This is a genomic window from Kitasatospora sp. NPDC088134, assembly GCF_044741705.1.
Lineage (GTDB): Bacteria > Actinomycetota > Actinomycetes > Streptomycetales > Streptomycetaceae > Kitasatospora.
This window is the reverse complement of record NZ_JBIUTD010000016.1, coordinates 1-22,653: the sequence shown is the minus strand read 5'-3', so window position 1 is coordinate 22,653 and position 22,653 is coordinate 1. Positions and strand designations below refer to the sequence as shown.

General features: G+C 75.2%; 21 protein-coding genes and 1 pseudogene. 11 read left to right on the top strand and 11 right to left on the bottom strand.

Annotation, left to right across the window (positions count from 1 at the left end):
- Nucleotides 1-298: 298 nt before the first annotated feature.
- Both mptB and ACIOHG_RS23625 read left to right on the top strand, forming a co-directional pair.
- Complete coding sequence (gene mptB, locus ACIOHG_RS23630; RefSeq protein ID WP_400953576.1) at nt 299-1,801, top strand: polyprenol phosphomannose-dependent alpha 1,6 mannosyltransferase MptB; 1,503 nt, start codon at nt 299-301, stop codon at nt 1,799-1,801.
- Entirely contained in the window at nt 1,795-3,225 is a 1,431-nt protein-coding gene (locus tag ACIOHG_RS23625; RefSeq protein WP_400953575.1) for a glycosyltransferase 87 family protein, read from the top strand. Before mptB ends, ACIOHG_RS23625 begins: the two co-directional genes overlap by 7 nt.
- A gap of 74 nt (nt 3,226-3,299) precedes the next feature.
- Here ACIOHG_RS23625 and ACIOHG_RS23620 read toward each other — a convergent pair whose 3' ends face one another.
- From ACIOHG_RS23620 to ACIOHG_RS23605, 4 genes are all read right to left on the bottom strand, one after another.
- Complete coding sequence (locus ACIOHG_RS23620) at nt 3,300-4,412, bottom strand: glycerate kinase (protein ID WP_400953574.1); 1,113 nt, start codon at nt 4,410-4,412, stop codon at nt 3,300-3,302.
- 137 nt (nt 4,413-4,549) lie between these two features.
- A complete protein-coding gene (locus ACIOHG_RS23615) occupies nt 4,550-5,452 on the bottom strand; it encodes a sugar phosphate isomerase/epimerase family protein (protein ID WP_400953573.1) in 903 nt (300 codons plus the stop codon).
- Entirely contained in the window at nt 5,449-6,612 is a 1,164-nt protein-coding gene (locus tag ACIOHG_RS23610; RefSeq protein WP_400953572.1) for a dihydrodipicolinate synthase family protein, read from the bottom strand. Before ACIOHG_RS23610 ends, ACIOHG_RS23615 begins: the two co-directional genes overlap by 4 nt.
- A gap of 91 nt (nt 6,613-6,703) precedes the next feature.
- Nucleotides 6,704-7,855, bottom strand: a complete 1,152-nt coding sequence (locus tag ACIOHG_RS23605) for a Gfo/Idh/MocA family protein (protein WP_400953571.1) — start codon at nt 7,853-7,855, stop codon at nt 6,704-6,706.
- Nucleotides 7,856-8,256: 401 nt separating this feature from the next.
- On the opposite strand from ACIOHG_RS23605, the gene ACIOHG_RS23600 reads away from it, so the two are divergent.
- The gene (locus ACIOHG_RS23600; RefSeq protein WP_400953570.1) at nt 8,257-9,294 is read left to right on the top strand and encodes a LacI family DNA-binding transcriptional regulator; all 1,038 of its coding nucleotides are present in this window, start codon (nt 8,257-8,259) and stop codon (nt 9,292-9,294) included.
- Nucleotides 9,295-9,473: 179 nt separating this feature from the next.
- Here the strand turns inward: ACIOHG_RS23600 and ACIOHG_RS23595 are convergent, their stop codons facing one another.
- Nucleotides 9,474-9,845: a hypothetical protein gene (locus ACIOHG_RS23595; RefSeq protein ID WP_400953569.1), complete on the bottom strand. Its 372-nt coding sequence runs from the start codon at nt 9,843-9,845 to the stop codon at nt 9,474-9,476.
- A 122-nt stretch (nt 9,846-9,967) separates the two neighbouring features.
- On the opposite strand from ACIOHG_RS23595, the gene ACIOHG_RS23590 reads away from it, so the two are divergent.
- Entirely contained in the window at nt 9,968-10,225 is a 258-nt protein-coding gene (locus ACIOHG_RS23590) for a hypothetical protein (protein ID WP_400953568.1), read from the top strand.
- 14 nt (nt 10,226-10,239) lie between these two features.
- Here ACIOHG_RS23590 and ACIOHG_RS23585 read toward each other — a convergent pair whose 3' ends face one another.
- Together ACIOHG_RS23585 and ACIOHG_RS23580 are read right to left on the bottom strand one after the other, a co-directional pair.
- On the bottom strand, nt 10,240-10,758 hold the full coding sequence (locus tag ACIOHG_RS23585) for a hypothetical protein (protein ID WP_400953567.1): 519 nt from the start codon (nt 10,756-10,758) through the stop codon (nt 10,240-10,242).
- Between the two features lie 42 nt (nt 10,759-10,800).
- The gene (locus ACIOHG_RS23580; RefSeq protein WP_400953566.1) at nt 10,801-11,364 is read right to left on the bottom strand and encodes a MarR family winged helix-turn-helix transcriptional regulator; all 564 of its coding nucleotides are present in this window, start codon (nt 11,362-11,364) and stop codon (nt 10,801-10,803) included.
- A gap of 124 nt (nt 11,365-11,488) precedes the next feature.
- Between ACIOHG_RS23580 and ACIOHG_RS23575 the strand changes: the two genes are divergently transcribed.
- Complete coding sequence (locus ACIOHG_RS23575; RefSeq protein ID WP_400953565.1) at nt 11,489-11,737, top strand: hypothetical protein; 249 nt, start codon at nt 11,489-11,491, stop codon at nt 11,735-11,737.
- Nucleotides 11,738-11,977: 240 nt separating this feature from the next.
- The gene (locus tag ACIOHG_RS23570) at nt 11,978-13,012 is read left to right on the top strand and encodes a hypothetical protein (RefSeq protein ID WP_400953564.1); all 1,035 of its coding nucleotides are present in this window, start codon (nt 11,978-11,980) and stop codon (nt 13,010-13,012) included.
- Nucleotides 13,013-13,054: 42 nt separating this feature from the next.
- Here ACIOHG_RS23570 and ACIOHG_RS23565 read toward each other — a convergent pair whose 3' ends face one another.
- Nucleotides 13,055-14,275, bottom strand: coding sequence for a threonine/serine exporter ThrE family protein (locus ACIOHG_RS23565; protein ID WP_400953563.1), 1,221 nt, complete (start codon nt 14,273-14,275; stop codon nt 13,055-13,057).
- Nucleotides 14,276-14,607: 332 nt separating this feature from the next.
- Here ACIOHG_RS23565 and ACIOHG_RS23560 point away from each other — a divergent pair, with 332 nt between their 5' ends.
- Nucleotides 14,608-15,012, top strand: a complete 405-nt coding sequence (locus ACIOHG_RS23560) for an SHOCT domain-containing protein (protein WP_400953562.1) — start codon at nt 14,608-14,610, stop codon at nt 15,010-15,012.
- 127 nt (nt 15,013-15,139) lie between these two features.
- Nucleotides 15,140-17,182: a SpoIIE family protein phosphatase gene (locus ACIOHG_RS23555; protein WP_400953561.1), complete on the top strand. Its 2,043-nt coding sequence runs from the start codon at nt 15,140-15,142 to the stop codon at nt 17,180-17,182.
- A 120-nt stretch (nt 17,183-17,302) separates the two neighbouring features.
- Here ACIOHG_RS23555 and ACIOHG_RS23550 read toward each other — a convergent pair whose 3' ends face one another.
- On the bottom strand, nt 17,303-18,307 hold the full coding sequence (locus tag ACIOHG_RS23550) for an aldo/keto reductase family protein (protein WP_400953560.1): 1,005 nt from the start codon (nt 18,305-18,307) through the stop codon (nt 17,303-17,305).
- Between the two features lie 310 nt (nt 18,308-18,617).
- On the opposite strand from ACIOHG_RS23550, the gene ACIOHG_RS23545 reads away from it, so the two are divergent.
- The gene (locus tag ACIOHG_RS23545; RefSeq protein WP_400953717.1) at nt 18,618-19,826 is read left to right on the top strand and encodes an ROK family protein; all 1,209 of its coding nucleotides are present in this window, start codon (nt 18,618-18,620) and stop codon (nt 19,824-19,826) included.
- Nucleotides 19,827-19,885: 59 nt separating this feature from the next.
- Here the strand turns inward: ACIOHG_RS23545 and ACIOHG_RS23540 are convergent, their stop codons facing one another.
- Complete coding sequence (locus ACIOHG_RS23540) at nt 19,886-20,767, bottom strand: RimK family alpha-L-glutamate ligase (protein WP_400953559.1); 882 nt, start codon at nt 20,765-20,767, stop codon at nt 19,886-19,888.
- Nucleotides 20,768-20,976: 209 nt separating this feature from the next.
- Here ACIOHG_RS23540 and ACIOHG_RS23535 point away from each other — a divergent pair, with 209 nt between their 5' ends.
- Together ACIOHG_RS23535 and ACIOHG_RS23530 are read left to right on the top strand one after the other, a co-directional pair.
- Complete coding sequence (locus ACIOHG_RS23535) at nt 20,977-22,005, top strand: Acg family FMN-binding oxidoreductase (RefSeq protein ID WP_400953558.1); 1,029 nt, start codon at nt 20,977-20,979, stop codon at nt 22,003-22,005.
- An 84-nt stretch (nt 22,006-22,089) separates the two neighbouring features.
- Nucleotides 22,090-22,431, top strand: a complete 342-nt coding sequence (locus ACIOHG_RS23530; protein WP_400953557.1) for a DUF5713 family protein — start codon at nt 22,090-22,092, stop codon at nt 22,429-22,431.
- An 81-nt stretch (nt 22,432-22,512) separates the two neighbouring features.
- Here the strand turns inward: ACIOHG_RS23530 and ACIOHG_RS23525 are convergent.
- Nucleotides 22,513-22,653, bottom strand: a pseudogene (locus ACIOHG_RS23525) (electron transfer flavoprotein subunit alpha/FixB family protein); the annotation flags it as partial.

Below are 22,653 nucleotides of genomic sequence, written 5' to 3'. Positions count from 1 at the left end.
ACGACACGCAACGACACGAACGCTCGGGCCGGTCCGCCGGTCGGGCGGCCCGGCCACGGGCGGCACCCGTATGTCTCCCCTGCGTGACTGGCCCCCAGGTGGACGCCCGAGGGAGACCAGATGTGCACATGCTGAATGGCCGGTTCGCCCCTCCGGGCAGCTTCCGAACACCCGCGCGCCGCAAGCCCGGTGGCCGCCGAGCTCAGCCGGGGCGCGGCTTGATCCGGACGCCCCCCGGTCACCCGTCGGACGCGGGCTCTTCGCCCGTGGGCCACCCCGCTCTGCCAGCGTTCCCGACATGCCGAACACGGGCGCGAACGCCTACCCGAGCCGGTACCGGTGGCTCGGACTCCTGGGCTCGCTCGCGCTCGCCGCCGGCGGACTCACCGCCGGTGCGCTGCCCGCCGCCAGCACCGGCCCCGCCCTGCGCGCCTCCGGCGGCGCCGGCACCGCCCTGGTCTTCGCCGGCCTGACCGTCCTGACCGCCGCCTGGCTGCTCCTCGGCCGCCCCGCCGACGGCCGACCACCGCCCCGCCCAAGCTGGTTGGCCGCCACCCTGGCCTGGTGGGCCGCCCCGTTGCTGCTCCTGCCGCCGCTGTTCAGCCGCGACGTCTACAGCTACCTCGCCCAGGGCGCCCTGCTGCAGCACGGGTTCGATGTCTACACCGTCGGACCCGCCGCCCTCGGCGGACCCGCCGCCCAACAGGTCCCGCACGTCTGGCAGGACACCCCCGCACCTTACGGCCCTGGCTTCATGCTGCTCGCCCGCGCCGGCGCCCCGCTCGCCGAACACCCCTACGCCGGAACGCTGTTGCTGCGCCTGACCGCCGTCCTCGCGGTCGCCGCACTGGCCGCCCTGCTGGTCTCCCTGGCCCGCACCCTCGGCACCGACCCGGCCGCCGCGCTGCGCATCGGCGCCCTCAACCCGCTGGTCCTGCTGCACCTGGTGGCCGGCGCCCACAACGACGCCCCGCCGCTCGCCCTGATGCTCGGCGGCCTGCTCGCCGCCACCCGCCGCCGCCCGCTGCTCGCCGCCGTCCTGGTCACCGCCGCCGCCCTGATCAAGGCGCCCGCGCTGCTGGCCCTGCCGGTCGTCTGGTGGCTGGTCGACCACGGCTGGCCGCAGCCACCCGGGTCACCCGAGCTGTCCGGCTCGTCCGGCTTGTTCGGCCGGTCTGACCTGTCCGGCTCGCCCGGGACGCCTCGGCTGCTCGGAGCGCTCGGGCCGCGCCGACTGCGCACCGCCGCCCAGGTGGTGGCCGCGGCCGCCGCCACCACGGCCGCCGTCACCGCCGCCGCCGGCACCGGCTACGGATGGATCGGCGCCCTCACCACCCCGGCCACCACGACCAGTTGGTCGCTCACCAGCACCACCGGCCGGATGCTCGCACACCTCGCCGACAGCACCCCCGAAGTCCCGGTCACCGCCGTCCGCCTGCTCGGACTGGCACTGGCCGGCGCGATCATCCTGCTACTGGCCCGGCGGGTCGCCGACGGCCGGCAGGAACCCGTGGCCGCCCTCGCGCTCGGATTCGGCGCCCTGGTCGCCCTCGGCCCGGCCTTCCGGCCCTGGTACGCCCTGTGGTGCCTCGTCCCGGCGGCCCTCGCCGCCCGGACCGCCCGCACCTGCGGAATCGTCGAACTCGCCTGCGCCGCCCTGGCGTTCACCGTGATGCCGGACGGATTCGGACCCGACCCCGCCGAGCTGGTGCTCGCCGCGGGCGGACTGGCCGCCGGAGCCACCACCGTTCTTCTGACCGAACGTCAGATGACTTTCCAGGAAAGGCAGCCGGCTTGCTGAAGCGGGGAAGCACCACCGCCAGGGCCACAGTCCTCGCGCTCGCGGTGCTCGTCACCACCGTCGTCCTCGCCGTCATCCCCGGCCACCGGGGCTGGTTCGACATCGGCGTCTACTACGGCACCGTGCGGCACTGGAGCGACACCGGACAGCTCTACGACTACGTCCGGCCCGGCACCGTCTACGGGTTCACCTACCCGCCGTTCGCCGCGGTCTGCATGCTGCCGATGCGCCTGTTCGGCTGGCACCCGGCGATCGCGGTCGGCGTCGCCCTCTCCGCCGTCGCCACCGCCCTGCTGCTGCACTGGCTGGTCGACCCGATCGCCCGCCGCCGCGGCTGGTGCCGCTGGTACGCGTTCGGACTCGCCGCCTGCCTGTGCGCGCTCACCAACCCCGTCCGCGACACCTTCAGCTTCGGCCAGGTCAACCTGCTGCTGGTCGCCCTGGTCTTCGCCGACCGCCGCCTCGCGGACAGCCGACTCGCCCACGGCCGCTGGAAGTTCGTCATCGGAACCGGCACCGGACTGGCCGCCGCGATCAAACTCACCCCCGCCCTGTTCATCGTCCACCTGCTGATCACCCGCCAGTGGCGCGCCGCCGCCACCGCCACCGCCACCGCGCTCGGCGCCACCGGCCTCGGCTTCCTGATCGCCCCCGAGGTCTCCCGGCAGTTCTGGACCGTCACCCTCTGGGACACCAACCGGGTCGGCGGCTTCGCCAACATGTCCAACCAGTCCCTGCAGGGCCTGATCGCCCGCCTCGGACCCGAACTCCCCGGCCGCTCCCTGTGGGTGGCCTCCTCCCTGGTGGTCCTGGCGATCTGGGCCCACCGCCTGCGCCGCGCCACCAAGGCCCGCGACACCCTCGCGGCGTACAGCCTCACCGGCATCGCCTGCTGCCTGGTCAGCCCCATCACCTGGGTCCACCACCTGGTCTGGATGCTCCCCGCCCTGGTCGTCCTCGCCGACGCGACCCTGCGCCGCCCCCGCACCCGCCGTCGCCGCGTCCTGCTCACCGCCGGCTGGCTGCTCCAACTCGTCATCAGCAGCGGCATGGTGTGGCTGTGGCGGTCGGACGGTCGCGACCTCGGCACCCTCCTCGGCGGCAGCGCCTACGTGCTGGTCACCGTCGCCCTGCTGGTCGCCATGCCGATCCGGCAGCACCCCGAAGAGACCGACGGGACGGGGGAGTTCGGGGCCTCCGGGGTCTCCGGACGACTCGTGGGGACCGGGGTGTCCGGTGCGACCGGTCAGTACGACGGGCAGGGCGTGCCGGTGGAGGACGTGGGTGCCGCCGCGCGCGGTGCCGTCCGGGTACCGGACCCGGGGAGAGCTCCGGAGCCGGGCCCCGACGCGGGACCGGGCCCCGACGCGGGCCCGGGCTCCGACCCGGAGCGCCGCCGACCCGCCCCCGCGACCGTCGGCTGAGCCCGCCGTCCCGGGCCGAGGTTCAGAGGACGGCGGGCTCAGGGGCAGCGGCTCAGGGGTGGCGGCTCAGGGGGTCAGTGGGTCGGGCTGCCGGTCCGCTGCCGCTCCGCCAGGGCGGCGCCCGCGCGGAACAGCCAGCGGGCCGGTTCGGCCCGGGCCGCAGCGGAGGAACCCGCCAGTGCCGACAGCGTCAGCACCTCCGGCCCGGTGGTGGCGGACTCGCCCGCCACCACCGCCGACCGGACCCCGGCCGTGGTTGCCAGCCGCACCACCTCACCGACCGCCTTGCCCTGCAGGCTGGTGGCGTCGAACCGGCCCTCACCCGTGATCAGCAGGTCCGCCGAGGCCAACGCCCCGGGCAGTCCCAGCAGTTCGGCCACCGCCACCGCCCCGGGCTCGACCACCGCGCCCCACGCCGCGATCAGCCCGTACCCGGTGCCGCCGGCCGCCCCGGCTCCCGGCGTGGCCGGATCGCCGCCGAGCAGCACCGCAAGCCGCGCCAACCTGGCTTCCAGCAGCGGAAGTTCGCGCGCTCCCGCGCCCTTCTGGGGCCCGTAGACCGCAGCCGCGCCGCGCTCCCCGAGCAGCGGGTTGGTCACATCGGTCAGCAGCACCACCCCGCCGGGCGGAGCCGGGGGAAGGGCGGAGAGGTCGACCGAAGCGGCAACGGCCAGGGAAAGATCAAGATCTGACGGTGCGTCGGAGAGAAGTTGCCCCTCCTCGCCCAGCAGCCGGGCGCCCAGCGCGGACAGCAGGCCGAAGCCGCCGTCGGTCGCCGCCGAGCCGCCGAGGCCGACCAGCAGCCGGTCCGGACGGGTAGCCAGCGCGGCGGCGACGGTCTCGCCGGTACCCCGGGTGGTGGCCGTCAGCGGGCACAACTCGCCACCCAGCAAAGGGAGTCCGCTGGCCACCGCCAGCTCCACCAGCGCCGTCCCGTCCGGCAGCAGGGCGAACCGCCCCGGCACCGGACGGCCGTCCGGACCGGTCACGTCCGGCACCTCGACCAGCTCGGCCCCCGGACTCGCCGAGGCGATCGCCGCCAGGGTGCCCTCGCCGCCGTCCGCCATCGGCAGGCAGCGCACCTCGTCCGCCGCCCGCACCGACCGCCACCCGGCGGCCAGCGCCGTCGCCGCGTCCGCCGCGTCGATCGTCCCCTTGAACGAATCCGGCGCCACCACGACCCGCATCCGCCCACCTCCACTCACTCGGTCCCGACTCCCGACCATCATCCGCCCCGCCCCGCCACCGCCCCGCCGCTGGTCCACCCGGCCGCCCCACGCCCACGCCCGCATCCGTCACGGGTCCGGCCCGGCCTGCCCGACGGTCAGGACCGCACGACGTGCGCGCGGTGGCGTTCCTTCAGGGTGGCCAAGGTCTGCTCGCCCGGGGTGTTCCAGACCTGCTCGTTGAACAGCTCCACCTCCACCCAGCCGCGGTACCCCGCCGCCGTGACCCGGTCGGTCAGCCACCCGAAGTCGATGCAGCCGTCACCGACGTGCCCCCGGCCCAGCAGCGCGTCCGCCGGCAGCGGGAGCGTCCAGTCGCAGACCTGGTACGCGGCGATCCGCCCACCCGCCCCCGCGCGGGCGATCTGGGACTCCAACTCCGGGTCCCACCAGACGTGGTAGCTGTCCACCACCACGCCGACCCGGTCCGCCGGGTGCGGCTCGGCGAGATCGAGCGCCTGGCCCAGCGTCGACACCACCGCACGATCGGCACAGAACATCGGGTGCAGCGGCTCGATCGCCAGCCGGACACCGAAGTCACCGGCATGCGGCGCGAGTTCGCCGATCATGTCGGCAACCTGGCGACGCGCGTCGACCAGGTCCCGGCTGCCCGCCGGAAGCCCGCCGACCACCAACACCAGCGTGTCGGTGCCGAGTTCGGCCGCCTCCTCGATCGCCGCCAGGTTGTCCGCGAACGCCGCCCGCCGCGCCGGTTCGTCCCCGGCCGTCAGGAAACCGCCCCGGCACAGGCTGCTCACCACCAGCCCCGCGTCCCGGCACAGCCGGGCCGCCCGCGCCGGACCCACCTCCGCGACCTTGTCCCGCCACAACCCGATCGCCGGAACGCCGGCGTCCACGCACCCGCGCACCGCCTCCTCCAGGCTCCACCCCTTGGTGGTGATCTGGTTCAGCGACAGCCGCTCGCACCCCTCGGCGACCCGGCCGGTTCGCGCACCCGTACCTCCGCTCGCGCCGCCCCGCTCCTCGGTCGTCCCGCTCATGCCCGCACCCCCGCCAGCGCCAGGAACTCCCGCATCCGGCCGGCGGCCAGCTCCGGATCGGCCAACACCCCGGCGGCGTCCGCCAGTCGGAACAACTCCACCAGGTGGCTCACCGAGCGCCCGCTCTGCGCACCCGCCACCATCGTGAAGTGGTCCTGGTGCCCGCACAGCCAGGCCAGGAACACGATGCCCGTCTTGTAGTGGAACGTGGGCGCCGCGAACAGGTGCCGGGCCAGCGGCACCGTCGGCCCGAACAGCGCCTCGTAGCGGTCCGCGTCACCGGCGTCCAACGCCTGCAGGGCCGCCGCCGCGACCGGGGCGATCGGATCGAACACCCCCAGCAGGGCGTCGCTGTGCCCCAGCGCGTCACCCCGGATCAGCTCCGGGTAGTTGAAGTCGTCACCTGTGTACAGCCGCACTCCGTCCGGGAGTTCACGCCGCAGCGCGACCTCCCGGCCCGCGTCCAGCAGCGACACCTTGATGCCGTCGATCCGCCCTGGGTGGCTGCGGATCAGCTCCAGCACCGTCGCCGCGGCCGTGTCGAGGTCCGCCGAACCCCAGTAGCCCGCCAGCGCCGGATCGAACATCTCGCCCAACCAGTGCAGGATCACCGGGCGTTCGGACTGCTCGACCAACCGCCCGTACACCGAGAGGTAGTCCTCCGGGCCGCGCGCCGTCGCGGCCAGCGCCCGGCTCGCCATCAGGATCGGCTGCGCACCGGCCGCCTCCACCACCGTCAACTGCTCCTCGTACGCGGCCGACACCGCCGCCAACGAGACGTCGGCCGACGAGACCCCCGCAGCGGCGAGTTGGTCGGTACCGGCGCCGCAGGCCAGCCGCCCGCCGACGGCCCGCGCCTCCGCCCCGGCCCGGGCGATCAGCTCCCGGGTCGCCGCCCAGTCCAGGCCCATGCCGCGCTGCGCGGTGTCCATCGCGTCGGCGACCCCGAGGCCCAGCGACCACAGGCGGTGGCGGAACGCCATCGTCGCCTCCCAGTCCACGACCGCCGGCGCCCCCGGGGCGTTGCCGCCCAGCGGATCGGCCACCACGTGGGCGGCCGCGAACGCCACCCGGGAGGAGGACGGCCCCGGCGGGACGGGGAACTGCTGCGGGTCGCGCAGCCGGTACCGGCCGATGCCGGGCAGGTCGAGATGCGTCATGGTGTCAGACCTCGGGGGTCGGCCGATCGCACGGATCGCGTTCGGGGGGCGGGAGTTGAGGAGAAGGGGGAGGGGCGCGGGCAGCGTCGGCTCAGAGGGTGAGCTCGGGGACGTCCAGGCGGCGGCCCTCCCGGGCCGAGCGCAGGCCCAGCTCGGCGAGCTGCACGCCCTTGGCACCCTCCAGCAGGTCCCACTGGTACGGCGAACCCGTCACCACGTGCCGCAGGAACAGCTCCCACTGCACCTTGAAGCCGTTGTCGAACTCGCTGTTGTCCGGCACCTGCTGCCACTGCGCGCGGAACGGCTCGGTGGCCGGCAGATCCGGGTTCCAGACCGGCTTCGGGGTCGTCGCGCGGTGCTGGACCCGGCAGTTGCGCAGCCCGGCGACCGCGCTGCCCTCGGTGCCGTCCACCTGGAACTCCACCAGCTCGTCCCGGTCCACCCGCACCGCCCAGGAGGAGTTCACCTGCGCGACGATCCCGCCCTCCAGCTCGAACACGCCGTACGCGGCGTCGTCGGCGGTGGCCCGGTAGGCGGCGCCGCGCTCGTCGACGCGCTCGGGGATGTGGGTGGCGGTGTGCGCGTAGACGGAGCGGACCGGCGCGATGATCCCGTCCAGCACGTAGCGCCAGTGCGGGAACATGTCCAGGATCATGCCGCCGCCGTCCTCGGCCCGGTAGTTCCACGACGGGCGCTGCGCCTCCTGCCAGTCGCCCTCGAACACCCAGTAGCCGAACTCGCCGCGCACGGAGAGGATGCGGCCGAAGAAGCCGCCGTCCACCAGCCGCTTGAGCTTCAGCAGGCCGGGCAGGAACAGCTTGTCCTGGACCGCCCCGTTGCGGACCCCGGCCTCCCGGGCGAGCCGCGCCAGCTCCAGGGCGGCGTCCAGGGATTCGGCGGTCGGCTTCTCGGTGTAGATGTGCTTGCCGGCGGCGATCGCGGCCTTGATCGCGCCCTCGCGCGCCGGGGTGACCTGGGCGTCGAAGTAGATCTCCGCCAGCGGGTGGGACAGGGCCTCGTCGAGCGAGGTGGTCCAGTGCTCCAGGCCGTGCCGGGCCGCCAGCTCCTCCAGCTTGGCGGCGCTGCGGCCGACCAGGATCGGCTCGGGCCACAGCACCTCGCCGTCGCCGAGCGGCAGCCCGCCCTGCTCGCGGATCGCCAGGATCGAGCGCACCAGGTGCTGGCGGTAGCCCATGCGGCCGGTGACGCCGTTCATGACGATGCCGATGACCCTGCGGGACATGTGGGAGGTCCTTTCGTGGACGGTGCCGGGGCGCGGCCGACGGGCCGTTCGCCCCGGCACCTGACAAGTCGGCCTCGGACGGGACGAGGTGGTCGACGCCGGACGAGCAGGCCTGGAAAGCGCTTTCCATGCTGGCCCGAAGAGGCCCGGGCGGGCCGGTCGGAAAGCGGTTTCCGACCGGCCCGCCCGGGCGGTCTGCCGGGGCGGCGGGGGCACTGTGGGGCTTGCTGGAAAGCGCTTTCCGCAGCGGCTGCAAAGAGCCCCTTGGAAAGCGCTTTCCACCGCCGAGGCTAGGCCGCCGGATCGCTGCGGTCAAGGCAGTCCGGCCGGGCGGTAACCTGATCCCTCGATCATCGGGGCTCCGACCGTCGGGGCACGGGGCGAGGGAACGAGGAGCATCGGTGGCTGTCACTCTCGGGGATGTCGCCCGGCACGCCGGCGTCTCGCTGGCCACCGCCTCGCGGGCGCTGAACGGCTCGGCCCGGTCGGTGACGGAGGGGCTGTCGGCGAAGGTCCGGGCCAGCGCGGAGGCGCTGGGGTACCTGCCCAACGCCCCCGCCCAGGCGCTGGCCCGCTCCTCGGGCTCGACGATCGGCGTACTGCTGCACGACGTCGCCGACCCGTACTTCGGCGGGATCGCCCGCGGGGTGGGCGACGCCGCCGCCCGGGAGGGCCTGCTGTCGCTGGTGGTCAGCACGGACGGTGACCCCCGACGGGAGTTGGAGGCGATCCGGACGCTGCACGCGCACCGGGCCCGGGCGATCGTGCTGGCCGGGTCGGCCTACACCGATTTCGCCGCCCGGCGGCAGTTGGACGAGGCGCTGGCGGCCTACCAGGACCAGGGCGGCCGGGTGGTGGCGATCACCGAGCACGGCGTCCAGTACGACACCGTCGACGTCCGCAACGAGGGCGGCGCGACCTCCCTCACCTACGCCCTCCAGCAGTTGGGCCACCGCAGGTTCGCGGTGATCACCGGCCCGGAGCGGATGCAGGTGGCCGTGGACCGGCTCGACGGCGTCCTGGCGGGGCTGCGCGAGACGGGTCTGGAACTGGCCGAGGGGATGCTCCAGCGCAGCGAGTTCACCCGGGAGGGCGGTCAGGCCGCGATGGCGCGCATCCTGGACGTCGCCCGGGAGAGTGGAACTCCCCTGCCCACGGCGGTGATCGCGCTGTCCGACATCTGCGCGGCCGGGGCGCTGGCCGAACTCCGGGCGCGCGGGATCGCCGTCCCGGGTGACATCTCGGTGGCCGGCTTCGACGACATCCCCCTGGCGACGGACCTGGCCCCCGCACTGAGCACCGTCCGACTGCCCCTGATCGCCATGGGGGAGTCCGCGGTCCGCCTGGCCCTCCGCGAACCGGGAGCCCAACGGGACGTCAACCACGCTTTCGCGGAGGTCGTGCTGCGCGACAGTACGGCGGCCCCGAGGACTGACTGACGGTCCGTCAGTAGTTGCTGCTGCCCGTCGACCCGCCCTCGGCGCGCCTCAACCCCCTTCGAGGGCAGCGTTTTCGTCGACTACGGGGTGAGGTCGATCCGGCGGCGCTGTCCGTCAACAACAGGCAGCGCCTTGCCGTGCCGGGCGCCGCGCCCCCGACGGCCCCGCGGTTGCGGGTTTCAGTGAGGGAGTCGGGCCAGGTGGCGGCGGACGCGGGTGAGGCGTTCGGTGGTGCGCTGCGGGGTGTCGATGTCGAGGGTGAGGCGTCGTTCCAGCCGTGCGGCGACCACCGCGGCGAGTGGGGTGTCGGGTGCCTTGCGCCAGCGGCCGGTCGAGCGTCGGGCGAACTGGACCTCGGAGTCGTCGAGTTGGCCCTCGGATGCGCGGACCCGGACCAGGGCGAGGCGTTCACGGCCGCGTACCGCGTGGTGGTTGGCCCGGCGGGAGCGGGCGATGTTCCGGCGGGAGCTCTTGTCGTTCTCGCCGTAGGTGTTGCGGCGGTCCTTCAGGTAGCTGAGCCGCTTCTTCTCCTGCGGGGTCTTCCGTCTCATCCCGCCAGGGTGGCCGACCGGTGCTGCCCCCGCACCCGGTTTTCCGTCCGTGGGCGTACGGCTGCGGCCCGTCTGATCGGCCTTCCCCGGTGGGGAGTTGTGGTGTCGGGTGGACGAGTGATGTGAGAGCCGCCGGTGCGACCGCCGAGGACTTCCTGCGTTCCTTCCACAGTGCCGCGCCCGGCCTGCAGTCGATGATGGCTGCGGCGGAGCGGGTGCCGGACGGTTCGACCGGCCCTCGGGTGCCGGCGAAGATCGACCTGTCGGCGGCGGAACTCGAACTGGTCCGCCGCCGCCCGGCCCTCGCGACTGCGGAGCTGCGGGAGGGACGGGCGCAGCAACTACCTTTCGCGGACGGTGTGTTCGACGCGGAGGGGTGAGGCAGGTTGGCCGGTCAGGCCGTTGCCGTTGCCGTTGCCGGGTCGGTGGTGCGGCGGGTGGCGGCCGGACCGGCGGCGGCCATCAGGGCGTGCCAGGGGGTGGCGTCGAAGATCAGGTCGATGGCGGTGATCCGCCCGTCGTGGAGCCGGAAGTGCTCGGCGGTGTGCTGGATGCCGACGGGGGAGGCGGTGTGGACGTCGTAGACCAGGGTGGCGCGGTCCTCGGCGTAGAACTCGCTGATCAGGTCGACCGAGGTGACGATGCCCAACAGCCCTTCGAGCCCGTCGAGGTGGCCGGTCGGGCTGTCGGAACGGACGAAGGGGCTGCGGAAGGTGAACCCGGGACCGGTCTGGGCGGCGGCAGTTTCGACGTCGCCGCGGAACCGGGCCTCGTGATAGACGCGGACGGGGTGGACGGCCGTCGAGCGGTGGGGTGCGGGACAGTCGGGCGCGGCCTGGTCGGATTCGGAGCGGTTGGCCGTCGAGCGGTCGGGTGCGGGTGCGGTGTCGGGCCGCTCGGTGCCGGTCGTCATGGCAGGTCTCCGTGGAGTGGGGGCGGCGGGGCGGCGGGGTGCTCAGCGTCCGGCGTTCAGGTGCTGTTCGATCAACTGCTGGTTGGCGACCAGGCGCAGGCAGAAGTGGCGGAAGGCGGCGAGTTCCTCGGGGGAGAAGCCGCGGAAGACGGCGGACATGGCGCGTTGGGTGGGCTGTCGGAAGGCGTCGAGCCAGGCTTCGCCCTCGACGGTGAGCAGGACGCGGACCGAGCGCCGGTCGTCCGGGTCCTGGGCACGGCGGACCAGGTGGTCGCGTTCGAGGGTGTCGACCAGGCCGGTGACGTTGCGGGAGCTGACGCCGGCGGCCCGGGCGAGGTCGCCGATGCTGAGGCCGCGGTCGGGTTCCTCGGCGGTGGCGAGACGGGTGAGGACGTCGAGGGCGCCGGCGCTGAGGCCGCGGCCGCCCGCGCCGTGGGAGCGGAGTCGGTCCAGGGCCTGGGCGGCGGAGCGCACGGCGGCGGCGGCCTCCAACGGGAGGGTGTCGCCGCCCCGGGCGAACGCGTGCAGCGAGGTGCGCAGCGCGGGGTCGTAGAGGTGACCGTCCGGGTCCTCGGCCAGGCCGGAATTATGTACGTCCTTCAACATGAAGCCATACCCTAACTGCTGATGCCCCGTCGGACCAGCCTTGCGCCGCCCCGAACCACGCCGCCCCGGACCGGCCTGCCCCGCTCCACCCCTCCCGCGCGCGGCGCGCCGCCGACTCGCCCGGGTGGCCCAACTGCGCGCCGCAGTCGGCCGAGCGGGCGGCCGGGCAACGGAGGGTGATCGCCAGGGTCCGGGGCGGAAGGGGCCGCTGACGGAGGACGAACCCACCGGACCGGCCGCGTGGGCCCTGACGGTCGCCACCGACGCCTGGATGCGCGGCCACGTCGCCACCGTCAGGTGGTGCACCGGCTTCAGCGCCGCGTCCTTCCTGGTCGTCCTGCTGGCCTGGCGGATCTCGCCCAACGACCGCTGAGGGCAGTGCCCTTGGCCGCGGCTCGCATGCACCGTCCGCTGTGGTCCGGGTCCACCGTCCGCCGCGGTCCGGGTGCACCGTCCGCCGCTCCCGCACGCCCCTCGCCGGGAGCGTCCGGCGCCCCGTACGCTGTCCCCCCGGCCGCCGAGGCGAACGCCGGGACAGAGCGGGGCGCCGACCGGTCCGGGTCGGTGCCGCGCGGGGGAACGCGCCGTGCGGGGCGCGGGAAGGGCACAGCGCATGAACGAGCACACCGGTGTCGTCGAACGGATCGGCACCGCCCCCGGCCCGGGCGGGCCCACCGTCCACCGGGCCCCAACCACCTTGCTGGGGACGGCGGTCGCACCGGGTACGGCACGCGTCCCGGAGCCGGATGTCACCCCGAGGACGGTCGCCGTGCCGGAGCCGGCTGCCACCCCGAGGCCGGTCGCCGACCCCGTCCAGCACCGGCCGTTCCCCGACCGGCAGGCCGTCCTGCGGGCCGCCGCGCTGGTGCCGGTGGCGCTCGGGCACATGGACGCCGCCCACCCCGCCGGGCCGCTGCCGCTCGCCGCCACCACCCCGGCCGAGGTGTGCACCGGCGGCCTCCAATGGGACGGCGCGGCCGGGCAGTTGGTGGTCCATCCGGTGCCGGACACCGTGGTCGCGGCCCGGATCGAGATCCTCACCGTGGCCGAACACCCGCTCGGCACCGCCGTGGTGGGCCCCGACGGCCGGATCGACTGGCCCGCGTGGGCCCGACTCGGCGACACCCCCGTGGTCTGGGACGAGTCCGCGGACCGACCGGCCGCGGGTGGACGCCACCCCTGCTACCTCGCCGTCACCGGCGAGTCCCGGGCCGTGCTGATCCAGGCCGAGGGCGAGCACAGCCTCGACTTCAACGAGGCCCTGCTCCGCGTCACCGGCCCCCTCGCCGCCGCCCTCGACCGCATCCCGTCCGGCCTGGACCGCTCCGAGGCGATCGGCCGCCTGGCCGTCCTGCTGATCGACGCCGGCGCCCGCTACCTGATCCCCGCCGAGCCGTACGACCTCGCCGCCTGGGAGCCCCAACTGCGCCGCGCCTACCTCGCGTTGAACGCGCAGGCCCGGCAGCGGCGGGACGGTTTGCCGGACGGGGGACCGGCTCCGCACCGGCCGCTGCGCTACCGGGCAGCCCTGCTCGCCGACCCGCCCGGGATCGTGCTGACGCCGGTGCTCCCCAGGAACGGCCAGTGGCTGCCCGCGATGGACCCGGCCGCCCTGGACCTGCCCTGCTACGGGCGCGGGACGGAGTAGCCGGGGGAGGGGGACGGCCGTGACGGGCCGGCGGACGGTCCGTCAGGGCAGCGGGCGGGGGCGCTGGGCGAGGACGGCGCCGAGCAGCAGGCCGACGGCGATGGCGACCACGGTGGTGACCATGGACAGCAGGTCGTGGAAGCCGCGCACCGGGTGGCCGCTCGCCAGGCTGGTCAGGCCGCGCATGCCGAGCGAGCCGACGGTGAGGGTGAAGAAGCCGGGCAGGGCGAGCAGCATCCGCGGCGGCGCGCCGGGCCGGCGGGCGAGCGCGGTGGCCAGGGCGCCGAGGAAGGCCGCCGCGACGAAGGTCCCGCCGACCTCGCCGACCAGTTTCGTCGCGCCGGACTGCACCCCGACCGTCAGGTACACCGTCACCAGTAGCGGCAGCAGCAGCCGCCACGGGACGGCGAACGCCAGCACCGTGCCGACCGTGAACACCACCCAGGACAGGAACGTCGCCCAGCGCGGCAGGTCGGCGTGCGCGGCGACGTCGAACAGTGCCGCAGTGTCGCCGCCGGTCGCGTAGACGCCCAGCATCACGCCCAGGTACAGCTGGAGCAGCAGGAACACCGCGTACACCAGGCGGACCGCGCCGGTGGTGACGAACCCGGCGGCGAGTTCGGTGGCGGCGGCGGAGAGCAGGTCACCGGGGACGAAGTAGAACAGCGCGGGCAGCATCAGCAGCACCGCGCCGCCGTGCGCGGGGGTGCGGGCGAACACCTCCAGCACCAGCACCGAGACGGCCGTCGCGGCGACCAGTGGCAGCACCTTCGCCAGTCGGGGCCACCGGCCCGCCGCGAGCGCCAGCACGGCCGTGACCAGGCCCAGCACGGCGGTGCTGCCGATCTCGTACCAGGTGGGCTGCATCAGCGGCGCGAACCCGACCGAGAACAGCACGATGCCCAGGCCCTTCAGCCACCACGGGTACGGGGCGGGCGCGCCGTCGATCGCGGCGAGGGAGCGCTCGGCCTCGGCGAGGGTGTACCGGCCCCGCCCGGCGTCCCGCGCCCAGGGCTTCAGCGCGGCCACCTTGTCGAGCCGCGCGACGTCCGGGAACGCTCTGACCGCGACGGTGCGGGTCTCGCCGCCGAGCACCACGGTGAGGGTCGCGCCGTCCGGCACCAGCACCATCGAGGTGCGGGCGCCGAAGCCCGCCGCGACCCCGGCCACCGAGCGCTCCAGCTCCGAGGCGCCCTCGCCGCTCGCGGCCAGCAGCATCCGGGTCAGCCCGGTCAGCAGCGCCGTCAGCCGATCCGGCGTCACCTCGCCCGCCCCGTCGGCCCCGTCGACCCCGTCCGTCCCGGGCGCTCCACCCGTCCCGGGCGCTCCACCCGTCCCGGGCGCTCCACCCGTCCCGGGCACTCCACCCGCCGCGTCTGCCGCGTCTGCCGCGTTCGCTGCGTTCACCGCGCCCGTCCGGGCCGTCCGCTCGCCGTCCATCCGCGCCTCCCGGGGCGTCGAACCCGACACCCGGTCACCTGGTCGTTCCGTCAACCCGTCCGGCCTCATCGTCGTCCGCTCCGGGCCGATCACCGAGGTGCGACGCCCGAAATGTGGTGATACCACTCGTATGACCTGTGGAAAGGAGCTGGGCGATGGACGACTATCCGCTGCTCAACCTGTTCTGGACGATGCTCTGGCTGTTCCTGTGGATCCTCTGGTTCTTCCTGCTGTTCAAGGTGCTGACCGACATCTTTCGCAGCCACGACATGGGCGGCTGGGGCAAGGCCGGCTGGACGATCTTCGTGATCCTGCTGCCCTACCTCGGCGTCCTGGTCTACCTGATCGTCCGCGGCAAGGAGATGGGTCAGCGCGACCGGGCGCTCGCCGCACAGGCGGAAAGCGATTTCCAGGGCTACATCCGCAAGGCCGCGGGCACCGAGGACCGGAACGCGGGCCCCCGGCACGTGGACGAGCTCTCCCGGCTCGCCGACCTCAGGAGCAGCGGCGCGATCTCCGAGGAGGAGTTCCGGCAGGCCAAGCAGAAGCTGCTCGCCTGACCGGGCGGCCCCCGACCGGCCCCGACGGCCCGGACCCGTGCGGACCCCCCGTACCGGCCCGGGCCGCGGGCATCGGGGGGCGCCACCGACGACCCGCCTGCGGGCGGACGGGAGGAGGACCGCCGGGGTGTTGCCACCGCACCTGACACCCGAGGTGTTCGACCGCGCCATCGTCGCGGTCGCCCTCACCGCCGGCCCCGACCACCGGCTGGTGTACTACAACGACGCCTTCCGCGCCCTGTTCGGCGACCGCCCGCTGGACGTGCCCGCGCACCAGGTGTTCACCGAACCCGGCGCGGACCGCTTCCTCGCCACCCTGGACGCCGTCCTCGCCGACGGCACCGCCCGGCAGGTCACCGCACACCGCACCCTCGGCTGCCGGGACGGCCTCGCCACCCACCGGCACTTCGTCTACTCCTGCTCGCCCGCCACCACCCGGTACGGCCCCGGCATCCTCGCCGCCGCCATCGACACCACCGCCGAACTGCACTCCGCCCTGGAGGCGGAACGCCTCTCCGTGGAGCGCCTGCACGCCCTGCGGCGCTACGAGGCGCTGACGGCCGCCGCCGCCCGGATGGTCTGGGTGATCGGCGCCGACGGCCGCACCAGCGAACTCGTGCCCGGCTGGCAGAACCTCACCGGCCGCCCCTTCCCCGCCACCGTCGACGCCGACTGGCTGGACGCCGTCCACCCCCGGGACCGCGCGGGCGTCGCCGCCCGCTGGGCCGCCGCCCGGGACCTGCCCGCCGTCTTCGAGCACACCTTCCGGGTCCGCACCGCCGACGGCGGCTACCGGCACGTCAGCTCCCGCGCCGTCCCTGTGGTCCGCGAGGGCGAGGGCACCGAATGGATCGGCACCACCGCCGACATTGAGGACCAGTGGCGCAACCGCCTGCGCGAACGCCTGCTCGCCCGGGCCGGCGCCGTCACCGAGGCCGACCGCGCCGAGGACGCCTTCGCCGCCCTCGCCGCCACCCTGGTCCCCGACCTCACCGACGTCTGCGCGGTCTACCTGCTGCCCGGACCCGACGCCGCCACCGGCCCGGTCGTCGCCACCCGGATCGCCGCCGTCGCCCGCCCCGGACTGCCCCCGCTGCCCCCGCTCGCCCCGTTCGGACGGCAGACCTTCACCCTCGGCGAGCACGCCCGGAAAGCGGTTTCCGAACAGCGTCCCGTACTGTTCCGGTTCACCGGCGGACAGGTCCCCGACGGCACCGTCCCCGACATCTCCGCGCAGTGGCTGCACGCCACCCGCGCCACCGCCCTCACCCTGCTGCCGATCGTCGTCGACGGCGCCGTCGTCGCCCTCGCCGCCACCGCCTGCTGCGAGGACGCCCCGCCGCCCGGGCCCGCCGACATCGACCTCCAGCACGAAGTCCTGCAGCGCGCCCAGGCCCCGCTGCGCCAGGCCCTCGCCCTGCAGCGCGCCCGGCACGCCGTCGTCGTCCTGCAGCGGGCCATGCTCACCACCCCGCCCGGGGTCGGCGGCGCCGCGTTCGCCGCCCGCTACCAGCCCGGCAGCCGCAACGCCGAGGTCGGCGGCGACTGGTACGACGCGTTCGCGCTGCCCGACGGCTCACTGGCGATGACCATCGGCGACGTGGCCGGCCACGACCTGGCCGCCGCGACCACCATGGGCCAGCTCCGCGCGATGCTGCGCTCCATCGCCTACACCCGCCGACACGGCCACACCCCCGCCGACACGCTGCGCGAACTCGACACCGCAGCCGAGGGGTTGGGCGTCGGCAGCTTCGCCACCGCCGTGCACGCCCGGCTGGTGCGGCACGGCGCGGACGGCGGCTGGGAACTCCAGTGGGCCAACGCCGGTCACCCGCCGCCCGTCCTGGTCCCGGTCGACGGGCCGCCCCGGTTGCTGGCCGCCGAGGAAGCCGACCTCCCGCTGTGCGTGGACCCGCGCCGCCCCCGGGTGACGCACCGGCACCCCGTCGGCCCCGGCGAGACCCTGCTGCTCTACACCGACGGCCTGGTCGAAGTCCCCGGCGAGAACCTCGGCGACGGCATCGCCCGGCTCTGCGCGGCCGCCGCCGAAGCCCGCCACCGCCCGCTCGCCGACCTCTGCGACCACCTGGTCGGCCGGGTCGCCGACGTCCGCGACGACATCGCCGTCATTGCCTTCCGCCCCGACCCCCCGCCGGCCCGGCCGCGCTGAGCGGCAGCCGGACGGCGGTCTGGTCGGACGGCCATCGGGTCGGGAGCGGTCGGGTCGGGAGCGGTCGGGTCGGGAGCGGTCGGGTCGGACGGCGATCGGGCCGGGGTGGTGCGGAGTCGGTCAGGGGCGGGTCTTCGGGGCGTTCTCGGCGGTCTTCGCCGGGTCGAACTCGGCGACGGGGGACAGGATCTCGTCCATCCGGGCGAGCAGCGCGGGCTCCAGCTTCACCCCGGCGGCCTTGACGTTCTCGGCGACCTGCTCGGGCCGGGAGGCGCCGATGATCGCGGCGGACACGTTCGGGTTCTGCAGCACCCAGGCGACGGCCAGTTGGGCGAGCGAGAGCCCGGCCTCCTCGGCGAGCGGACGCAACAGCTGGACGCGCTCCAGGACTTCGGGGCGCAGCCAGCGGGCGACGAAGTTGGCGCCGCCCTTGTCGTCGGTGGCCCGGGAACCGGCCGGCGGCTCGGCGCCCGGCAGGTACTTGCCGGTGAGCACGCCCTGCGCGATCGGCGACCAGACCACCTGGCCGATGCCCAACTCCTCGCAGGTGGGCACGACTTCACCCTCGATGACGCGCCACAGCGCGCTGTACTGGGGCTGGCTGGAGACGAACGGCACCCGCAGCTCGCGGGCCAGCGCGTGCCCGGCCCGGATCTGCCCGGCCGTCCACTCGGAGACGCCGATGTACAGGGCCTTGCCGGAGCGGACCACGTCGGCGAACGCCTCCATGGTCTCCTCCAGCGGGGTCGAGGGGTCGTAGCGGTGCGCCTGGTAGACGTCGACGTAGTCGGTCTGCAGGCGGCGCAGCGAGCCGTCGATGGACTCCATGATGTGCTTGCGGCCCAGGCCGCGGTCGTTGCGGCCCGGGCCGGTGGGCCAGAACACCTTGGTGAGGATCTCCAGGCCCTCGCGGCGCTCGCCCTTGAGGGCGCGGCCGAGCACCGACTCGGCGCGGGTCTCCGCGTACACGTCGGCGGTGTCGAAGGTGGTGATGCCCGCGTCGAGGGCGGCGCGGATGCACGCGGCCGCGGTGTCCTCCTCGACCTGCGAGCCGTGGGTGAGCCAGTTGCCGTAGGCGATCTCGCTGACGATCAGGCCGCTGCGGCCCAGGTGGCGGAATTCCATGGTCCGTACGGTACGTCAGGCGGGCCCGGTCGGTGGATACCATCGCCGTGCCGCGGGCGCCGGGTGCGGGCCGGTGCCGGGCGGGACGGGTCGCGCGCCTGCTGCGCGGCCCGGTCGTGGACGTTCAGTGGCGGCGCCGCCGGAGGGGCGGGCGGGGTCGCCGGAGCGGAGGATGATGGCCGTGGACCACCCGCAGGAACCGGAGCCCGGGCGGCTCGGCGCAGCGGACGGGCCGGACGGACCGTACGGGCCCTACGGGCCGGGCAGTTCGGACGGGCCGGGCGGGTTCGAGGAGGAGTTCGAGGGGACGGTGGCGGCGCGGCGGGTCGGCGGGGTGCCGCCGGAGCCCGCCCGGTGGAGCCGGCAGCGGCTGCGCAGCAACAACGAGTGGCTGCTGCTGGAGCTGCTGCGTACCGGCGGCCCGTCCTCCCGGGCCCAACTGGCCCGGGACACCGGCCTGTCGAAGCCGACGGTGTCGGCGGCGCTGGGTTCGCTGGCGGCGGCCGGACTGGTCCGGGAGGCAGGCACGTTCGCGCCCGAGCGGGGCCGGACGGCGGTGCTGTACCGGGCGGACGCGGCGGCCGGACACGTGCTGGGCGTGGACGTGGGCCGGGCCCGGCTGCGGGTCGCGGTCGCGGACCTGGCCGGGCGGGTGGTGGCGCGCCGGGACGTGCCGAACCGGGGCCGGACGGGCACGGCGGTCGCCGACGCGCTGGTCGCCACCGCGCGGGAGGCGGTCGCGGACGCCGGGCTGGCGGCCGGGGCGGTGGTCCGGGCGGTGATCGGCAGTCCGGGGGTGTGGGACGCGCGCAGCCGGGTGGTGCGGCACGCCGCGCACCTGCCGGGCTGGGCCCGCCCCGGCCTGTTCGACCGGATCGGGGACGGCCTGGGCGTGCCGGTGGAGGTCGGCAACGACGCGAATCTGGCGGCCCTGGGCGAGTACACCTACGGTGCGGGGCGCGGGAGTTCGGTCTTCGCCTACCTGCTGGTCGGTACCGGTCTGGGGGTCGGCCTGGTGCGCGGCGGCGAGCTGTGGACGGGTGCGCGCGGCGCGGCCGGGGAGATCGGCATGCTGCAACTCCCGTGGAATGTCGGTGGAATGACGGATGGTCAGGGTGTCGGCCTGGAGGACGTGGTGGCGGCCGGGGCGGTGGTGCGGGACGCGCAGCGGCGCGGCCTGGCGGGGGCGCCGACGGCAGCGCGGGTGTTCGCGGCGGCCCGGGCCGGGGAGCCCGCGGCGCTGGCGGCGGTCGCCCACGAGGCGGAGCAACTCGCCTTCGCCGTGGCGGTGGTGGCGGCGGTCGCCGATCCGGAGCTGGTGGTGCTGGGCGGCGGCCTGGGCCGCAGCGCGGACCTGCTGCTGCCGCCGCTGGAGGAGGCGCTGCGCCGCACCTGCGCGCTGCGGCCCCGGCTGGTGGCGAGCGAACTGGGCGAGGGCGCGGTGCTGTTGGGCGCGGTGGCGACGGCGCTGGAGGCGGCCCGGCTGGAGGTGTTCGTCCGCCGGACCGCCGGGCCCTGAGCCGCGCCACCGGTCGGCCGGCCGGCCCCGGCCGGCTGGTCAGTCAGCCGGCCGACCGGTCAGTCGGCGAGCAGGGCCTCGATCCGGGCGGCGTAGCGGGCGGCGGGGGCAGCGTCCTGCTGGAACAGGAACAGCTCGGGCTCGATCAGTTCGAGCTCCATCAGGCACGGGTCGCCCGCCGCGTCGAGGACCAGGTCGACCCGGGCGTACTCGAGCTGCCCGCCGTGCGGTGCGGCCGCCAACGCGGCCTCGGCGGCGGCGAGTTCGGCCCCGGACGGGTCGTGCGGGTGGACGGTGCCGCCGAGGTACTGGTGGATGCGGTAGTCGCCGGGCGCGGCGGACTTGCGGACGGCGTGGCTGAACGAGCCGCCGAGGAAGACCAGCGAGGTCTCGCCGCGGGTCAGCACCGACTCGGCGAGCGGCTGGACCAGGGTGTCGCGCCCCGACCCGACCAGCTCCGCCAGGTGCGCGGCCGCGGCCGGGTCGCCGGCCGTGGTGCGGATCGTGTCGCGGGCGCCGACCGAGACGGCGGGCTTGACCACCAGGGCGGCGTCGGTGCCGAACGCGGCGAGCGCGGCGGCCCGTCGCTCCGGGTCGGCGCCGGCCGGGACGAGGCGGGTGGGCAGCACGGGCACGCCGGCGGCGGCGAGCTCCAGCAGGTAGCCCTTGTGGCTGTTCCAGGCGACCAGGCCGACCGGGTTGCGCAGCTTCGTCCGCCCGCCGATCTCCCGCAGCGCGGCCAGGAACTCCTCGTGGCGCTGCCAGTAGTCCCAGGTGGTGCGGACCAGGGCCAGGCCGTACGCGGACCAGTCGGCGGGCTCGTCCCAGGGCAGGACGTCGGCGGTCAGACCGCGGTCGGCCAGGGCCCGCACCAGGAGGTCGTCCTCCGGCACGTCGAGGGGCATGGTGCGGCCGGTCAGCAGGGCTATGCGGGTGCTCATGCGGGTCACGTTACGTACCCGGAGCAGCCCGCTGTCAACGCATTTGCCGGGCCGCGTGCGGTGCTGTGCCCGGGCCCGGCCGGACCGGGACCGGCGGCCGTCCCGGGCGGGCCTTTGGGCCCTACCGGCGGGCGCGGGCCCGGGCGGAGGCTCGGAGGCAGGAAGACCACCGGGGAAGACCACCAGGACGGGCCGAGGAGTGATCCGCGATGACCGGGACGGCGGCAGGGGCGGGAAGGGCACTGGACGCGGGCGAGCTGCGGGAGCTGGTCGCGGCGGCGGGCGCGGCGCCCTCGCTGCACAACAGCCAGCCCTGGCGGTTCCGTTCGGCCGAGGACGGCCCCGGCGTGCTGGTGTTCGCCGACCGGGAGCGGGCGGTGCCGCTGGCCGACCCGGACGGGCGGGCGCTGCTGGTGTCGGTGGGCGCGGCGCTGTTCAACCTGCGGGCCGCCGCGGCCCGCAACGGCCTCCCCGTCGAGGCGGCGGAGCTGCTGCCGGACGCGTCCGGCCCGGGTGCGCCCGGCGCGGACGCACCCGTCGCGGTGCTGCGCTTCGGTCCGCGCGGACTGCCTTACCCGCCCGCCGAGTTGGCGGACCTGATCGGGCGGCGGCACTCCAGCCGGGAGCCGTTCGGGAACCGGGACGTGCCGGAGGCGGTGGTCGGTGAGCTGATCGGCGCGGCCGCCGCGGAGGGCGCGGCGCTGGAGTTCCTGGAGGAGGCCGGGGCCCGCCGGGTGCTGGCGCTCACCGCCGAGGCGGAGGCGCGGATCGCCGCGGACGCCGCCCGCCGTGCGGAGACCGGGAGTTGGCTGCGCGAGGAGCCCGCCGCCGACGGCATCCCCGACCGGGCGCTCGGCCCGCAGGACCACGAATCCCGGGTCCCCGTCCGGGACTTCGCCGGACACGGCCCCGACCGCCCCGAGCGCTTCGAGGCACTTCCGCAGGTGGCGACCGTCGCCACCGCCGGTGACACCCCCGCCGACTGGCTGCGGGCCGGGCAGGCGATGGAACGGGTCTGGCTGCTGGCGACCGCCCACGGCCTGCGGGTGTCCGTCCTGCACCAGGCCGTCGAACTCCCCGACACCCGGGTCGCGTTGCGCGACCCCCACGCTCCCGATACCCCCGAAACCCTCGGCACCGGCGCCGTCCAGGTGGTGCTGCGGGTCGGCTACGGCCCGCCCGGCACGGCCACCCCGCGCCGGGACGTCGAGGACCTGCTCGGCACCCCGCCCGCCTGAGCGGCTGGCCTGAGCAGACGGCCGCTGTCGGTGTCCCGGGGCATGATCGGTCCGGACACATTTCCGAACGGACGGAGCGGCCCGGTGGCGGTCACCAACGAGCGGATGGCGCAGTACGCCTTCCTGCATGCCATGGTCGGGGACGGGTACTTCCCCGCCCACCTGGTCGAGCGGGGCTGCGGCATCCTGCGCGCCCTCTGCGAGCAGATCGAGGCCGAACGGCCGCGCACCCTGGACGAGTTGTACGTGCTGACGCACGCCGCCACCGAGCGCTTCAACGCCCTCGACGCCGAACTCCAGGACGCCGACAGCGAGATCGAGACCGTGGCCCGCGAACAGATCGGCACGGACTTCCGGGCGATCGCCGCCGCCTACGGCTTCCCCGACGCCGACTCCGAGCAGCTGATCGCCCCGCGCGATTGGTGATCGGCCCGGCCCGCACGGGGAGCACGCGCGAAGGGCGCGGCCGGTGTTCCGGTCGCGCCCTTCGCGGTGGTCGGCGGGGTGTCAGCCGGCCTTGACCTGCTCGGTCAGCTGCGGCAGCACCTCGAACAGGTCGCCGATGACGCCGTAGTCGACGAGTTCGAAGATGGGGGCTTCGGGGTCCTTGTTGACGGCGACGATGGTCTTGCTGGTCTGCATGCCGGC

Coding starts and splice junctions, on each gene's coding strand:
- ACIOHG_RS23550 (WP_400953560.1), bottom strand. CDS start 18,307: ATGGAATTCCGCCACCTGGGCCGCAGCGGCCTGATCGTCAGCGAGATC.
- ACIOHG_RS23535 (WP_400953558.1), top strand. CDS start 20,977: ATGACCGGGACGGCGGCAGGGGCGGGAAGGGCACTGGACGCGGGCGAG.
- ACIOHG_RS23595 (WP_400953569.1), bottom strand. CDS start 9,845: ATGAGACGGAAGACCCCGCAGGAGAAGAAGCGGCTCAGCTACCTGAAG.
- ACIOHG_RS23620 (WP_400953574.1), bottom strand. CDS start 4,412: ATGCGGGTCGTGGTGGCGCCGGATTCGTTCAAGGGGACGATCGACGCG.
- ACIOHG_RS23605 (WP_400953571.1), bottom strand. CDS start 7,855: ATGTCCCGCAGGGTCATCGGCATCGTCATGAACGGCGTCACCGGCCGC.
- ACIOHG_RS23585 (WP_400953567.1), bottom strand. CDS start 10,758: ATGACGACCGGCACCGAGCGGCCCGACACCGCACCCGCACCCGACCGC.
- mptB (WP_400953576.1), top strand. CDS start 299: ATGCCGAACACGGGCGCGAACGCCTACCCGAGCCGGTACCGGTGGCTC.
- ACIOHG_RS23610 (WP_400953572.1), bottom strand. CDS start 6,612: ATGACGCATCTCGACCTGCCCGGCATCGGCCGGTACCGGCTGCGCGAC.
- ACIOHG_RS23540 (WP_400953559.1), bottom strand. CDS start 20,767: ATGAGCACCCGCATAGCCCTGCTGACCGGCCGCACCATGCCCCTCGAC.
- ACIOHG_RS23580 (WP_400953566.1), bottom strand. CDS start 11,364: ATGTTGAAGGACGTACATAATTCCGGCCTGGCCGAGGACCCGGACGGT.
- ACIOHG_RS23615 (WP_400953573.1), bottom strand. CDS start 5,452: ATGAGCGGGACGACCGAGGAGCGGGGCGGCGCGAGCGGAGGTACGGGT.
- ACIOHG_RS23570 (WP_400953564.1), top strand. CDS start 11,978: ATGAACGAGCACACCGGTGTCGTCGAACGGATCGGCACCGCCCCCGGC.
- ACIOHG_RS23560 (WP_400953562.1), top strand. CDS start 14,608: ATGGACGACTATCCGCTGCTCAACCTGTTCTGGACGATGCTCTGGCTG.